Source organism: Achromobacter sp. FW305-C-13 (assembly GCF_058783475.1).
The window spans coordinates 128,321-144,366 of record NZ_JBYSYN010000006.1 but is presented as its reverse complement, the minus strand read 5'-3'; the positions used below and the strand labels follow the sequence as shown (position 1 = coordinate 144,366).

General features: G+C 63.3%; 7 protein-coding genes. 4 read left to right on the top strand and 3 right to left on the bottom strand.

Annotation, left to right across the window (positions count from 1 at the left end):
• From AC3WMU_RS29115 to AC3WMU_RS29105, 3 genes are all read left to right on the top strand, one after another.
• Positions 1 to 7,389, top strand: a 7,389-nt coding sequence (locus AC3WMU_RS29115; RefSeq protein ID WP_492283350.1) for a VCBS domain-containing protein, incomplete at its 5' end; no start/stop codon positions are given.
• 105 nt (positions 7,390 to 7,494) lie between these two features.
• On the top strand, positions 7,495 to 8,178 hold the full coding sequence (locus tag AC3WMU_RS29110; RefSeq protein WP_006223939.1) for a transglutaminase-like cysteine peptidase: 684 nt from the start codon (positions 7,495 to 7,497) through the stop codon (positions 8,176 to 8,178).
• Positions 8,179 to 8,195: 17 nt separating this feature from the next.
• Positions 8,196 to 10,172, top strand: coding sequence for a bifunctional diguanylate cyclase/phosphodiesterase (locus AC3WMU_RS29105; RefSeq protein WP_280029136.1), 1,977 nt, complete (start codon positions 8,196 to 8,198; stop codon positions 10,170 to 10,172).
• A gap of 13 nt (positions 10,173 to 10,185) precedes the next feature.
• Here AC3WMU_RS29105 and AC3WMU_RS29100 read toward each other — a convergent pair whose 3' ends face one another.
• The 3 genes from AC3WMU_RS29100 to AC3WMU_RS29090 are packed head-to-tail and all read right to left on the bottom strand — an operon-like array spanning position 10,186 to position 13,481.
• Positions 10,186 to 11,013: a M48 family metallopeptidase gene (locus AC3WMU_RS29100; RefSeq protein WP_006223941.1), complete on the bottom strand. Its 828-nt coding sequence runs from the start codon at positions 11,011 to 11,013 to the stop codon at positions 10,186 to 10,188.
• Positions 11,014 to 11,051: 38 nt separating this feature from the next.
• Complete coding sequence (gene aroC, locus AC3WMU_RS29095; RefSeq protein ID WP_088591654.1) at positions 11,052 to 12,119, bottom strand: chorismate synthase; 1,068 nt, start codon at positions 12,117 to 12,119, stop codon at positions 11,052 to 11,054.
• A 36-nt stretch (positions 12,120 to 12,155) separates the two neighbouring features.
• On the bottom strand, positions 12,156 to 13,481 hold the full coding sequence (locus tag AC3WMU_RS29090) for a putative bifunctional diguanylate cyclase/phosphodiesterase (protein WP_006223943.1): 1,326 nt from the start codon (positions 13,479 to 13,481) through the stop codon (positions 12,156 to 12,158).
• 665 nt (positions 13,482 to 14,146) lie between these two features.
• On the opposite strand from AC3WMU_RS29090, the gene AC3WMU_RS29085 reads away from it, so the two are divergent.
• Entirely contained in the window at positions 14,147 to 16,039 is a 1,893-nt protein-coding gene (locus AC3WMU_RS29085) for an EAL domain-containing protein (protein WP_492283349.1), read from the top strand.
• The last annotated feature ends 7 nt before the right edge of the window (positions 16,040 to 16,046 follow it).

Here is a 16,046-nt window from a genome sequence, read left to right as displayed (position 1 = left end):
GGCAACTGGACCTACAACCTGGACAACGCCAACAAGGATGTCCAAGGCCTGAAGTCCGGTGAGTCGTTCACCGAGACGTTCACCGTGACCGTCGACGACGGTAACGGCGGCGTGGTCTCGAAGGATGTCACCGTCACCATCAACGGCACCGATGACGGCGCCATCATCACCCCGGCTCAACCGGGCGATGATGCTGGCACGGTCACGGAAGACTTGGCGCTGACCACCGGCGGCAAGCTCGACGTGACCGACCCCGATGCCGGTCAAGCCGTGTTTGTGGCTCAGACGAACGCCGCCGGCCAACACGGCACGTTCTCCATCGATGCCGATGGCAAGTGGACGTATAACCTCACCAACAACGACCCGGCCGTCCAAGGCCTGGGCGCTGGCAAGACCTTGACGGAAACGTTTACGGTCACCACCGCTGACGGCACCACCGGTCAGGTCGTGGTCACGATCGTGGGCACCAACGACATCCCGGTCCTGACCGGCAAGGCTGACGGTGCAGTCACGGAAGACGGTACGCTGGTCGCTACCGGCAAGATCGACGTCACCGACATCGACACCACCGACACGCACACCTGGTCCGTCAACGACGGCGGCAAGGGTACGTATGGCTCGTTCTCGGTCGATGGTTCGGGCAACTGGACCTACAACCTGGACAACGCCAACAAGGACGTCCAAGGTCTCAAGTCCGGTGAAACCTTCACCGAGACGTTCACCGTGACCGTCGACGACGGTAACGGCGGCGTGGTCTCGAAGGACGTCACCGTCACCATCAACGGCACCGATGACGGCGCGGTCATCACGCCGGCACAACCGGGCGACGACAAGGGCACCGTCACCGAAGACTTGGCGCTGACTACCGGCGGCAAGCTGGAGGTCACCGACCCCGACGCGGGCGAAGCCGTGTTTGTCGCCCAGACGAATGCCGCTGGCCAGCATGGCACGTTCTCCATCGATGCTGATGGCAAGTGGACGTATAACCTGACCAACAACGACCCGGCTGTGCAAGGCCTGGGCGCTGGCAAGACGCTGACCGAAACCTTCACCGTTACGACGGCTGATGGCACGACCGGCCAGGTCGTGGTCACGATCGTGGGCACCAACGACATCCCGGTCCTGACCGGCAAGGCTGACGGTGCTGTCACGGAAGATGGCACGCTGGTCGCTACCGGCAAGATTGACGTCACCGACATCGACACCACCGACACCCACACCTGGTCCGTCAATGACGGCGGCAAGGGTACGTATGGCTCGTTCTCGGTCGATAACACCGGCAACTGGACCTACAACCTGGACAACGCCAACAAGGATGTCCAAGGCCTGAAGTCCGGTGAGTCGTTCACCGAGACCTTTACGGTTACGGTGGATGACGGCAACGGCGGCGTGGTCTCGAAGGACGTCACCGTCACCATCAACGGCACCGATGACGGCGCGGTCATCAACCCGGCTCAACCGGGCGATGACAAGGGCACCGTCACGGAAGACTTGGCGCTGACTACCGGCGGCAAGCTGGATGTGACCGACCCCGACGCGGGCGAAGCCGTGTTTGTCGCCCAAACGAACGCCGCCGGCCAACACGGCACGTTCTCCATCGATGCTGATGGCAAGTGGACGTATAACCTGACCAACAACGACCCGGCTGTGCAAGGCCTGGGCGCGGGCAAGACGCTGACCGAAACCTTCACCGTTACGACGGCTGATGGCACGACCGGCCAGGTCGTGGTCACGATCGTGGGCACCAACGACATCCCCGTCCTGACCGGCAAGGCTGACGGCGCAGTCACGGAAGATGGCACGCTGGTCGCTACCGGCAAGATCGACGTCACCGACATCGACACCACCGACACCCACACCTGGTCCGTCAATGACGGCGGCAAGGGTACGTATGGCTCGTTCTCGGTCGATAACACCGGCAACTGGACCTACAACTTGGACAACGCCAACAAGGATGTCCAAGGCCTGAAGTCCGGTGAGTCGTTCACCGAGACGTTCACCGTGACCGTCGACGACGGTAACGGCGGCGTGGTCTCGAAGGATGTCACCGTCACCATCAACGGCACCGATGACGGCGCCATCATCACCCCGGCTCAACCGGGCGATGACAAGGGCACCGTCACGGAAGACTTGGCGCTGACCACCGGCGGCAAGCTGGATGTCACCGACCCCGACGCGGGCGAAGCCGTGTTTGTCGCCCAGACGAATGCCACTGGCCAGCATGGCACCTTCTCCATCGATGCCGATGGCAAGTGGACGTATAACCTCACCAACAACGACCCGGCCGTTCAAGGCCTGGGCGCGGGCAAGACCCTGACCGAGACCTTCACCGTTACGACGGCTGACGGCACGACCGGTCAAGTCGTGGTCACGATCGTGGGCACCAACGATATCCCCGTCCTGACCGGCAAGGCTGACGGCGCAGTCACGGAAGATGGCACCCTGGTCGCTACCGGCAAGATCGACGTCACCGACATCGACACCACCGACACGCACGCCTGGTCCGTCAACGACGGCGGCAAGGGGACGTACGGTTCCTTCTCGGTCGATGGTTCGGGCAACTGGACCTACAACCTCGACAACGCCAACAAGGATGTCCAAGGCCTGAAGTCCGGTGAATCGTTCACCGAAACGTTTACGGTTACGGTGGATGACGGCAACGGCGGCGTGGTCTCGAAGGACGTCACCGTCACCATCAACGGCACCGATGACGGCGCCATCATCAACCCGGCTCAACCGGGCGATGACAAGGGCACCGTCACGGAAGACTTGGCGCTGACTACCGGCGGCAAGCTGGATGTGACCGACCCCGACGCGGGCGAAGCCGTGTTTGTCGCCCAGACGAACGCCGCCGGCCAACACGGCACGTTCTCCATCGACGCCGATGGCAAGTGGACGTACAACCTGACCAACAACGATCCGGCCGTTCAAGGCCTGGGCGCGGGCAAGACCCTGACCGAAACCTTCACCGTTACGACGGCTGACGGCACGACCGGTCAAGTGGTTGTGACCATTGTGGGCACCAACGACATCCCGGTCCTGACCGGCAAGGCTGACGGCGCAGTCACGGAAGATGGCACGCTGGTCGCAGCCGGCAAGCTTGAAGTCACCGATGTCGACACGACCGACACGCACGCCTGGTCCGTCAACAACGGTGGCAAGGGTACCTACGGTTCGTTCTCGGTCGACGCGACCGGCAACTGGACCTACAACCTGAATAACGGCAGCGCGAACGTCCAGGCTCTGGCTGCCGGCCAGAAGGTGACCGACACCATCATCGTGACCGTCGACGACGGCAACGGCGGCAAAGCTACCCAAGCCATTACCGTCACGATCACCGGCACCAATGATGCCCCGACGATCAGCGGCACCGCGGTTGGCGCCGTCACCGAAGACGCTGCGCAAAACACCGTTTCTGGCCAGCTGTCCAAGACCGACATCGACACGACCGATACCCACACGTGGAGTGTCGGCAACAACGGCGCCGGCACGTACGGCTCATTCGCAGTGGACTCCACCGGCAAGTGGACCTACATGCTGAATAATGCCGCCGCCAACGTCCAGGCTCTGTCGGCAGGCCAAAAGGTGACTGACACCATCACGGTGACCGTCGATGACGGCCATGGCGGCAAGGCCACCCAGCAGGTGACGGTCACCATCACCGGCACCAACGACGCCCCGACCATCGGCGGCGTCGCCGCCGGCTCGGTGAAGGAAGACGGTACCCAAGTCGTCACCGGCCAGCTCACCAAGTCCGACGTGGACACCAACGACACGCACACCTGGTCGGTCAACAACGACGGCAAGGGTACGTATGGCAAGCTGGTGGTCGACAATACGGGCAAGTGGACCTACACCCTGGACAACGCCAACGCCAAGGTGCAAGCCCTGGCCGATGGCCAACAGGTGACCGATACCATCACCGTGACCGTCAGCGACGGCCAGGGCGGCACGGCCCAGCAGGTCATCACGATCACCGTCACCGGCACCAATGACGCCCCGACCATCGGCGGCACCATCTCCGGCGGCGTGACCGAGGACGGTACGCAAGTTGTCAGCGGCCAGTTGACCAAAACCGACGTCGACACGACCGACACCCACACCTGGACGCTCAACAACGCCGGCAAGGGCATCTACGGCTCCTTCGTTGTGGACGCCACGGGCAAGTGGACCTATACGCTGGATAACGCCAGCGCCAAGGTCCAGGCCCTGGCGGCCGGCCAGCAAGTGACCGACACCATCACCGTGACTGTCGACGACGGCCACGGCGGCAAGGCTACGCAGCAGGTCACGGTCACCATCACCGGCACCAATGACAACCCGACCATTGCTGGCAACGCCACCGGCGCAGTGAAGGAAGACGGCACGCAGACGGCAAACGGCCAACTGACCAAGACCGATGTCGACACGAACGACACGCACACCTGGTCGGTCAGCAATAACGGCACCGGCACGTACGGCACCTTCACGGTCGACTCGTCGGGCAAGTGGACGTACACGCTGAACAACAATGCAGCCAATGTCCAGGGTCTGAAGGAAGGCCAGCAGGTCACCGACACCATCAACGTGACCGTCGATGACGGCCACGGCGGCAAGGCGACCCTGCCCGTCACCGTCACGATCACGGGCACGAATGACGTGCCGGTGATCACCGGCCAGACCTCGGGCACGGTGACGGAGGACTACAGCCTGTCCACGAGCGGCAAGCTGAGTGTGGTGGACGCGGATGTGGGCCAGAGCGGCGTCATTGCGCAGACCAATGTGGTCGGCAAGTACGGCACGTTCTCGATCGACGCGAACGGCAACTGGACGTACACGTTGAACAACAGCCTGGCGGTGGTGCAAAACCTGCCCGCCGGCGCCCTGCTCTCCGAATCGTTCAATGTCGTGACCGGCGACGGCACGACGGTTCAGCCGATCTCGGTGTCGATCGTGGGCACGAACGACGCTCCGGTCGCAGCCGACAATTCCGCGAATGTGGAAGTCGGCACCAGCCACGTTTTCACGGTTGCCGAGTTCGGCTTCAATGGCGGCGCCGAGGGCGACGCGCTGCAAAGCGTGATCATCTCGCGCCTGCCGACAGATGGCACGTTGACGCTCAACGGCAATCCCGTGACGGTGAATACTGCCGTCTCGGCGGCGGATATCGCCGCCGGCAAGCTGGTGTTTACCCCGTCGGCCAATGGCCTGGATACGTCGATCGGATTCCAGGTTCGCGACACCGGCGGCACGGCACACGGCGGCCAGGATACGTCAGGCACCTACAACTTCGTGCTGAACACGAACAACATGGTGACGGGTGAAAACACCGGCAGCGGCACGGGCACCAACCCGCCGTTGAGCGGGGGTTCGGGCGACGACGTCATCCTGGGCGACAAGGGCGGCACGGTCACGACTGTGGAGCCGGGCAAGAACTACAACATTGCTCTGGTCGTGGATACCTCGGGCAGTATGAGCTACGGCCTGAACGGAGCCACCGGAGTTTCCTACGAGCAGTCGCGCATGAAGCTGGTGAAGGACGCCCTGGTGGTCCTGGCCAACCAATTGGCCGGCCACGACGGCAAGATCAACGTCACGCTCATCGGATTTGCGACGAACAGCGGCGTGAACATCAGCATCAACAATTTCTCGAAGGACTCCCTGCCCTCGCTGCTGAGTGCCATCAACGCGCTTACCGCCAACGGCGGCACGAACTACGAAGCCGCCTTCAATACTGCGGTGAACTGGTTCAACCAGCAGAGCAGCAGCGGTAACACCGCCACCAATGGCTACGAGAACAAGACGTTCTTCCTGACGGATGGCGACCCCACCTACTACCAAACGACCAACTGGTTGGGCCAGACCGTCGTGGGCGGGACCGGCAGCTCGACGGACGCGACGACCATCAGCGAGTCGCTGTCCGGCTACAAACCGTTGGCCAACATCAGCCAGGTCAATGCCATCGGCATCGGCCCGGGCGTAAACGCCGATATCCTGCGCGTGTTCGACAACACGGGCGGCGGCGGCACGGCCTATGCGCCGGTTGGCAGTGGTTCGGACACCACGCTTGCCAACTTCAGTTCGAATAACGGTTGGGGCAACATGTCCAGCTGGACCACCACCGGCACGGGCAGCGGCAGTTCGGTTTCGCGCAGCAACAGCGCGCTGCAGATCGTCGACACCACGGGCGGCACGCACACCACGGCAGCCAGCCCGACATTCACGATCAACGCATATGGCAAGGTGACGTTCGACGTGACCACCAGCAACTACGCGACGGGCGACAAGTTCACCTGGACGCTGCAGCGCTGGGACGGCAGCAAGTGGGTCAACGTGGATGGCGGCAGCACGACCGCCGCGCTGTCCGGCACGACGTCCGTATCTTCGGCCGTCGTGGGGTCGGGCAACTATCGCCTGCTCTATGACCTGGAGGACACGACCAACAACTCGCAAAGTGCGACGGTCCAGATCGACAACATCGTGCAAACGAGCTGGTCGTCCAGCAATGTCGTGGCGGCCCCCGGCGGCCAAGTGGATATCGTGCTGAAGCCCGAGGACCTGACCGCGGCGCTGCAGGGTGGCAACATTACCAACGACCCGGCCGTGGTGGGCAACGACGTCATCAACGGCGGCGCCGGCAACGACATCATCTTCGGTGACACGATCAATACCGATCACCTCACGTGGGGCAATGTCGCCGCCGGTTCGCATGATGGCCAAGGCCTGAAGGCGCTGCAGGACTTCCTGGCTTACCAGAACGGCCATGCGGCGACCAGCACGGAGATCTACGACTACCTGAAGGCCAATCACGCGCAGTTCAACCTGCCGGACGATCCGCGCGGCGGCGACGACACCGTCCATGGCGGCACGGGCGATGACATCATCTACGGCCAGGGCGGCAACGACACCCTGTACGGCGATGACGGCAACGACATCCTGTATGGCGGTTCCGGCAATGACACCCTGCACGGTGGCGCCGGTAACGACGTGCTGGACGGCGGTTCGGGCAACGATACGCTGATCGGTGGCAAGGGCGACGACACGCTGTATGGCGGCGCCGGCAGCGACACGTTCAAGTGGGAGTTGAATGACCAGGGTTCGGTCGGCGCCCCCGCCGTCGACACGATCAAGGACTTCTCCAACGACACCATTGCCAACGGTGGCGACGTCCTGGATCTGAAGGATCTGCTGGTCGGCGAAAAGGACGGCACGCTGACGCAGTACCTGAACATCCACAAGGAAGGCAACAACACGGTCATCGACATCAACACCAAGGGCCAAATCGCCCAAGGTGCCGACCAGAAGATCGTGCTGGAGAACGTGGACCTGACGAACAATGGCCAGATGAACAATCAGGCCATCATCAACGACCTGCTGCAAAAGGGGAAATTGAACGTCGACCACAGCTAAACCGTAGTGCCCCAAGGGCAGGCCGGCAACGGTCTGCCCTTGGGCAGCAGGCATTTTTGATGCAGGCACGCCTGCGAGAGTCGGAAAAATGTGAAAATCCGTTTCATGTCTTCGACTCACCGTTTCCGCGGCTCGCTGAACCTGTGCCGACTGGTTTTGCTGTGCCTGGCTTGCGTCTGGGGCGGCAGCTTCGCCCTGGAGGTCAGCTCCGACCGGCTGCAAAGCCTGGCGGCCAGCCGCTATGGCGCAAAGGGCGCGAAATCGGTGGGAAGCTGGCTGCAGCTGCTGCGCAACCCGCCGCCGGCGCTAGAACGGGACAAGCTGACGCTTGCCAACGACTTCTGGAACCGCGCGCTACTCTCAGGCGAAGACCAGACCATCTGGGGGCAAGCCGACTACTGGGCCACTCCGCTGGAATCGTTGGGCAAAGGCGCCGGCGACTGCGAAGACTATGTGATCGGCAAGTACTTCACCTTGCTGTCGATGGGTGTCCCCGCGAACAAGCTGCGATTCATCTACGTCCGTGCGCGCGTTGGCGGCCCCGCCAGCAGCAGCCAGGTCGCCCACATGGTGCTGGGCTACTACGAAACCCCGAATGCCGTCCCGCTGGTGCTGGACAGCCTGATTTCAACCATCCTTCCGGCGACGCAGCGTCGCGACCTGACGCCGGTCTTCAGCTTCAACGCCGACGGCGTCTACGTTGACGGCAAGCCCGCCGCGCCGGTTGACCGCCTCAGCCGCTGGCGTGATCTACTTCAACGCATGGAACGGGAAGGCATACGCCCCTGACCGCCGGAACCAAGACTATGTCCATACTTCGACAGCTACTGCTCAGCGTTACCCTTGCGATCGGCGTCATCCTGCTTGGCACTTTGGCGCTCAGCGTCAACTCGGCGCGCGAATACCTGTCGGGCCAATTGCAGGTGCAGAGCACCGATGCCGCCGTATCCCTGGCGCTGTCCTTGTCGCAACCCGCCAACAATGACCCCGTCCTTCAGGAATTGCTGGTGTCGGCGCTGTACGACGGCGGCCATTTCTCGCTGGTGCGCCTGGCCGATCCGGAAGGCAAGGTGCTGATCGAACGCAAGTCGGACGCCACGCCGAAGTCGGTTCCCGCCTGGTTCCAGAAGCTGGCCCCGCTGGACACGCAGCCTGCCAGCCATGCCGTCAGCGACGGCTGGCGCCAGATCGGCGAAGTCACCCTGATCGCCAACGATGCCTATGCCTGGGAGGCCTTGTGGCGCAGCAGCCTGAAGATGATCGCTCTGGTCGTGGGCGCGGGCGTCTTGTGGGCCGTGTTCGCGTTTGTGCTGGTGGGCTGGATCAAGAACCGCCTGCTGCGCGAAATCAGCGACCACGTCCGCAGCATCGGCCAGGACACGCCGCCCGAGCAGGTGGAAGCCCGCGTGCCTGAGCTGTCCGGCGTCGTGCAAGCCTTGAACCAGACCCGCGAACGCGTATATGCCAGCGTCGAAGAGCAAAACGCCAAGATCGAATCGCTGGAACTGGAGCTGAACCAGGATCCGGTCACCGGCCTGCCGAACCGCAAATATTTCGTCAACGAATTCCGGCGCGCGCTGGAAGCACCGGCCGTCGCCACGAGCCAGTCGGCATCGCGTTCCATCGCCGGCGGCCATGTGCTGGTATTCCGGCAGCGGGATCTGGCCGACCTGAACCGCCATATGCCCCGCGAATTCATCGACCAATGGCTGCGCGCCGCGTGCCAACGCATTCAAGGCACGCTCAAGACCTTCAATGTCGCCACGCCACTGCTGGCCCGGCTGAACGGTTCCGATTTTGCGCTGCTGCTGCCCGGCTGCGCGGCCCCGCAGGCGATGATGGTCGCCGAACAATTGCGCGCGGACCTGCATGCGTCGCGCATCCCGGTCGGTGAAGGCCATCTGTGCCGCTGGGCGCAGGCCATGACCGACTACGGTTCGGGCAATCAGGCCGGCCCGGTGCTTGCGCGCCTGGACTTCGGTTTGATGCGGGCGGAAAGCGCCAACAACGATCAGGTCGTAATCGCGGGCGCGACCGACATGCAGTCGCCGTCAGAATCCGGCGAACGCGCCTGGAAGGACGCCATCCTGACTGCGCTGGAGAAGAACCAGTTCGAACTGGCGACCGAACCGCTGCTGGCTGCCGACGGCCGCAAGGTCCGCACGGAAGCCATGCTGATGCTGCGTACCGCGGCCGATCAAGTCGCCATTCCCGCCACCCTGTTCATTCCGCCCGCGGTGCGGCTGGACCTGGTGGCCGATTGCGATCTGGAGTCCGTGCGCCTGGGCCTGGAATGGCTGGTAGCCCACGAAGGCCAACTGGCCATCCGGGTCGCCCTGCCCTCGTTGCGAGGCCAGAAATTCTTCCGTCAATTGGCGCTGCTGCTGACGGAACACCGTGGGCTGGCGTCTCGCCTATTCCTGGAAATCGATGCGCACGGTCTGGTGGAATGCCACGAGCAGATCGCCACGCTGGCGCGCGTGGCGTCGGAATTCGGCGCGCATATCGGCGTGCGCCGCCTGGCGCAGCAGTTCGGCGCCGTGGCGCAACTGCACACCCTGCCCTTGTCCTATGTGAAGCTGGGAGGTGGGTTCGTCGGAGGCATGTCGCAAAGCCCGGGCAGCCAGCAATTGACGGCTTCCGTACTGGAAACCGCCCGCGCCCTGAATATCGCGGTCTATGCCGAAGACGTGCCCGATGCCGAAACGCGCCGCATCCTGTCCGACCTGGGCATCAGCATCATGCGCGGGCCGGGCGTGAAACCGGCGGCCAATGCAACCTGACCCCGGGGCCGCGTTATTTCTTGGCTTGCTGATACAGCGGAAGCACCTGCTGCGCGGCAGCCTGCAGGTCGCTGATGCGCGATTCGGCCGAAGGGTGCGTGGACAGGATTTCCGGCGGCGCGTTGCCGCTGTCGGCCGCCCCCATCTTCTGCCACAGCGTCACTGCGGCACGCGGATCATAGCCCGCCCGAGCAGCCAATTCCACGCCCATGCGGTCCGCTTCGGTCTCGTGCGTGCGGCTGTTGGGCAGCGTGAACATCACGCTTGTGAGTTGCCCGCCCAGATCTGACGCGGCGTTGGAACCGGTTGCGATCGACAGCACTTGCAATCCCAGATTGGTGGCCATCTGCTGCGAAACGCGTTCGCGGGCGTGCTCACGCAGCGCGTGCGCGATTTCGTGGCCCAGCACAGCAGCCAGTTCGTCGTCGGTCGGCTTGATCTTGGAGAGCAGGCCCGTATAGACGGCGATCTTGCCGCCGGGCATGCACCAGGCGTTGATCTCGTCGCTGGACAGCACGTGAACTTCCCACTTCCAGCCGGAAGCGTCCGGCCGGAAGATGCCTGCCTGCGCGATCAGCCGTTGAGAAATGGCGCGAACCCGCGCCACCTGCTGCGCGTCGCGGTCCAGCAGCCCCTTGGCTTGAGCCTGCTTGAGGATGTCGGTGTACTGCTGGCTGGCCTCTTGCTCGAGCGCTTGTGAGGGCACCAGGCTCGACATATATTGCGTCCGGTTGACGCCGATGGCGCCGGACTGTGTCGTGTTCATGCCGGTGCAGCCAACCAGGGCCGCCAGCGCAAGCGCCACGGCCGTGCCGCGCAATAGATGACGTTTACGGTTCATGTCGGTCTCCAGCAGACGATGGCGGGAACGCCCGCGTGTCAGAGCGGATCGCCGCACTGGCCGCGATGGCGCAGCGCATGGTCGATCAGCACCAGCGCAAGCATGGCTTCGGCGATGGGCGTGGCACGGATGCCGACGCAGGGATCGTGCCGGCCCAACGTCTGCACCATGACCGGTTCGTTCGCTCGATTGACCGAACGGCGCTCGACGCGAATGCTGGACGTCGGTTTGATCGCCAGGGACACGGTGATCGGCTGACCCGTTGAAATGCCACCCAGCACGCCGCCGGCGTGGTTGGTCAGGAAACCGTCGGGCGTGATCTCGTCGCCGTGTTCAGACCCGCGCTGCGCAATGCAGTCGAAGCCCGCACCGATGGACACACCCTTGACGGCGTTCAGGCCCATCATCACGTGCGCGATGTCGGCATCCAGGCGGTCGTAGATCGGTTCGCCCCAGCCCGCAGGCAGGTTTTCTGCCACAACTTCAATACGTGCGCCGACCGAATCGCCGTCACGCCGCAACTGGTCCATATAGGCTTCCAGTTCCGGAACGACCTCGGCGTTGGGCGCGTAGAACGGGTTGTTGGGAACTTCATCCCAGGACAGGAACGGGATCGCGACCGGGCCCAGCTGGCTCATGTAGCCGCGCACTTTCACGCCGTACTGCTCGGCCAGCCACTTCTTGGCGATGGCGCCAGCAGCCACGGTGGGTGCGGTCAGGCGCGCGGACGAGCGGCCGCCGCCGCGCGGATCGCGGACGCCGAATTTGCGCCAATAGGCGTAGTCGGCATGCCCCGGGCGGAAGGTGTCTGCAATGTTCGAATAGTCTTTGCTGCGCGCGTCGGTATTGCGAATCAGCAGGCCGATCGGCGTACCCGTGGTGACGCCTTCGTAGACGCCGGACAGAATCTCGACCTGATCGGCCTCCTGGCGTTGCGTGACATGGCGCGAGGTGCCAGGACGGCGGCGGTCCAGTTCAAGCTGGATGTCGGACGCGTCCAGGCTGAGTCCCGGGGGACAGCCATCCACGACGCAACCGATGGCCGGCCCGTGGGATTCGCCGAAATTCGTGACGGTAAAGAGAGTACCTAGGGTATTGCCGGGCATAGGAAGTCAACAGGTCGGATTTGCGAGCAACCCCGATTATGACACCGCCGAAGCCAAAGCCTGGATTTCCGAGGCCGGCGCGGGGCGGCCCAGCAGATAACCCTGCATTTCCCTGCAGCCCAGGGACTTCAGGATTTCGCGTTGCCCTTCGGTTTCGACGCCTTCGGCCACAACGGGCAGGCGCATCGCCTGGCACAGTCCGAACAGCGCGGAGACGACTTCACGGCTGCCGGCATCGGACTCCAGCGCCGAAATGAAACTTCGGTCGATCTTCACCCAATCGATGGGCAGGTGGCGCAGGTGATTCAGGCTGGAATAGCCGCAACCGAAATCGTCCAGCGCCACGCCGATGCCTTTGGCGCGCAGCGTGTTCAGAATCTTGACGTGACGCTCGTAGTGCAGAATGAAGATTGATTCCGTGATCTCCAGCACCAATTTGCTGGGCGATAGCCGCGTGGCCGCCAGCACATCAGTCACCAGTTGAACCAGCCCGTCCTCGTTCATCTGCTTGACCGACAGGTTCACATGCACCCGCCAGGCTGGGGGCCACAGGGCGGCCTGCGAGCAAGCCCGCTCCAGAATCCAGGCGCCCAAGGGAACAATCAGCCCGCTGCGTTCGGCCAATTCGATGGTAACTGCCGGCGACACGCTGCCCAACACGGGGTGATGCCATCGTAACAAGGCCTCGCAGCCCTGCACGACGCCGGTCCCGCTATCGCAAACGGGTTGGTAGAACAGTTCGAACTGCTCCATGGCGGGTGTGGTGAGCGCCAGGCGCAAGTCGTTTTCCAGGCCCTGCTGATCGCGGTGCCGCGCCAGCAGCCGAAAGTCGAACAGATTCCAACCGGGGCCGCCCCGCTCTTTCAGCGGAACCATCGCCACCTGCACGCAACGTTGCATTTCTTCCACAGTGCGCCCGTGGTCCGGATACAACGCGGCCCCGACCCGGAAGACGGCAATCAGGGGACGCCCCCCCAATTCGTACGGAGCGCTCAGGTCTTCCAGCAGCTTGGCCGACACCTGCGCCGCCCCCACTTCGTCCACTTCAGGCACACAGAGGGTGAAGCTGTCGATGCCGGTACGCGCGACCATGCCGCCCAAGGTGCGGGTGATCAGGCCCAGACGCTTGGCCACCTGAACCAGCAGCGACTGGTCTTCGCCGGCGCGCAGCATGGCGCTGATCTCGGCGTATTGTTCGAAACTGACCAGGAAAAAGGCGCCCCGGCGTGCCGGCCCTTCCGTTTGGGCCAGCCAGGCGCGCGCGCGGCGATGCAGCTCCTGCTGGCTCAGGACGCCGGTCAATTCGTCACGCGTCAGCCGCCCACGCAATGCACGTTCCCTGCGGACGAAAAACACGCTCATCGCCGCAAGTGCGCCCGCGAGCGTCAGGCACAGTGCGAGCAGGTAACTCTCACGCACGGAGCCCCCTATCTAGAAACCCCTGGCGTTGCGGTCCGAGAAAGAACCCAAGGGCTGTAACATTTTTTAAATTATGCATTATTTTCGCAAAAAAACGCCACACTTCAGAGGCAACGCGCCTCTTTTCCTTGAAATCCTAAGGCTCTCTGATTGCTCGTGGATGGTCATAACGGTCCCTGGATAGCGTTCGCTGGCCGATCCATAGATCCATGCCCTACCCTTACTACGACAGCCAAAGCCCAAAAATTAATACGCCCTGTCTCAATAGTTCTCAAGCGAGCAATTATCACGCTCGAAATAATTGCACAGGTTGTCTGATGTCGTAGCGTATTTCGTAATATTCTGTACGTTCTGTGACATGCCGAATTACAGTGTAAGCGGCGCCACTGAGGTATTAGTAACGTGTGTCACGTTTCTTATCCAGGTTTTTTCCCGTCGGGCACGTTCGCTGCCCGATGTCCCCTTTCATCGGCCGCCCGGCAACCCTCCACGCGAGCTGGCCTGCCGTCCAAAAAGGGAACCCCGAACACATGTCGACATTTCGCCGATTACTTTTTTGTACAGCCCTCCTGATCGGCTTCATCCTGCTCGGCGCCCAGGCGCTGGGGATGCTTGCCGCCCACCGCTATCTGAATACGCAACTCGCGCAGCAAAGCGAAGGCGGCGCCAGTGCTTTGGCATGGGCACTCTCCCATGTTACGGCCAACCCCGTCGAACAGACGGCGCTGGCGGACGAACTCTTCGAACAGGGCCTGTATGCGTTGGTCCGCATTGCAGATGATCGGGGAGCCGTCCTTGCCGAGCAGCAAAAGCGACCGGGCGCCGCAAGCCGGGATGGGGACTGGCGCAACGCCTGGCTAAGCGTGCAAGCGCCTGCCGTGTCGCGTCCCTTCACGTCGGCCGATGGCAGTGTCCGGGGCACCGTCACCGTGCAGGCAGATACGCGGCTGGCGCGCGACACGCTGTGGCAAGGCGGCGTAAGGATCTTGGGGCTGGTGTTGGTGGCGGGGGTGTTCTGGGCACTATTCGCCTTGAATCTGGTCCGGTGGATCGAAGTCCGGACCTCGCGCGACATCTGCGAACGCGTGCGTACCCTTGACCCGGGCAACAGCACTGCGCTCATAGGATCGTGTGAACTGGCGGGGGTAGACCAGGCCCTTGTCGATGCGCAACGCCGGGTTGCCGCCACGGTCGAAGAACAGAACGCGAAGATCGAATCCTTGCAAAGCGAGATCTATCGCGATCCCGTCACGCGCCTGCACAACCGTAAATACTTCGTGGATCAGTTCCGGCTGGCGTTGACGGACAAGACCCCGGATGCTGGCGGCCATATCCTGATGTTCCGCCAACGCGATCTGGCCCAGATCAACCGGCACTTGTCGCGCGCCTTCACGGACCAATGGTTGCGTTCGGCGTCAGACCGTTTGCGTAAGCTGGTGGCAGAATTCGGCGGGCAGTCGACGCAGATCGCTCGCATCAGCGGTTCGGACTTCGCGCTGTTGATGCCGCGCACCTCCGCGCCCCAAGCCAGCCTGCTGGCCGAACGGGTCCGCCGCGAGCTGCGTGCGCTGCGTGTCCCGATGGACAAGTACGGCTGGTGCCGCTGGGCCCTGGCCATGGCCGCTTTCGCCCCCGGCGACAACATGAGCGATACGCTGGCCCGCCTGGACCACGCCCTGATGTGCGCCGAAAGCGCCGACGACGATCAGATCAAGCCGGCCAGCCAGGCCGCCGACAGCACCCGTATCGGCGAGTACAGCTGGCACGATGCCCTGGCCACTGCCCTGGAGCAGCATCGCTTTTCCCTGACGATCCAGCCGCTGCACGCCCTGTCCGGCGCGCTGCTGCACCACGAAGCCAGCCTGACGCTGCACGACACCACGGGCGCAGATCCCGTGCCGGCCTCGATCTTCATGCCGCCCGCCGTCCGGCTGGGCCTATCGGCGGAGTGCGACATTCAGGCCATCCGCCTGGGCCTGGACTGGCTGTTCACCCACGCCGGCGCCCTGACCGTTCCGGTGTCGCTGGCTTCGCTGGCGCAAACCTCCTTCCTGTCCAGATTGGACAGGATGCTTGCCGACCGCCCTGCCCTGACTACACGCCTGATCATCGAAGTCGACGCCGCGGGACTGGTCGAACAAGGTGGCGATTTGCGCCAGCTGTGCGATATCGTCACTGCAGCAGGGGCCCGCACGGGCATTGCGCGACTGTCGCAACAGTTCGGCGCCATGGAACGCCTGCACGAGTATCCGGTGTCTTACTTGAAGCTATGCGGCAGTTTCATCACCGGCCTGCTGCAAAGTCCGGGCAGCCAGCACCTGGCCGCCACCGTGGTGGCCACCGCCACGACGCTGGACATGGCCGTCTACGCTGAAGACGTCCCTGACTCGGCCACCCAGAGCATTCTTGAAAGCCTCGGTGTCCGCGCAATACGCGGGGCTGTCGTAAACTTCTCGCAAACGCGCGACCTCGCGCCGGATCACCAATGGGTTCCTAGTTGACGGAAGG

Excerpts from the sequence above, each read along its gene's own strand:
- AC3WMU_RS29110 (WP_006223939.1), top strand. The coding sequence starts at position 7,495 with ATGTCTTCGACTCACCGTTTCCGCGGCTCGCTGAACCTGTGCCGACTG.
- AC3WMU_RS29105 (WP_280029136.1), top strand. The coding sequence starts at position 8,196 with ATGTCCATACTTCGACAGCTACTGCTCAGCGTTACCCTTGCGATCGGC.
- AC3WMU_RS29100 (WP_006223941.1), bottom strand. The coding sequence starts at position 11,013 with ATGAACCGTAAACGTCATCTATTGCGCGGCACGGCCGTGGCGCTTGCG.
- aroC (WP_088591654.1), bottom strand. The coding sequence starts at position 12,119 with ATGCCCGGCAATACCCTAGGTACTCTCTTTACCGTCACGAATTTCGGC.
- AC3WMU_RS29090 (WP_006223943.1), bottom strand. The coding sequence starts at position 13,481 with ATGAGCGTGTTTTTCGTCCGCAGGGAACGTGCATTGCGTGGGCGGCTG.
- AC3WMU_RS29085 (WP_492283349.1), top strand. The coding sequence starts at position 14,147 with ATGCTTGCCGCCCACCGCTATCTGAATACGCAACTCGCGCAGCAAAGC.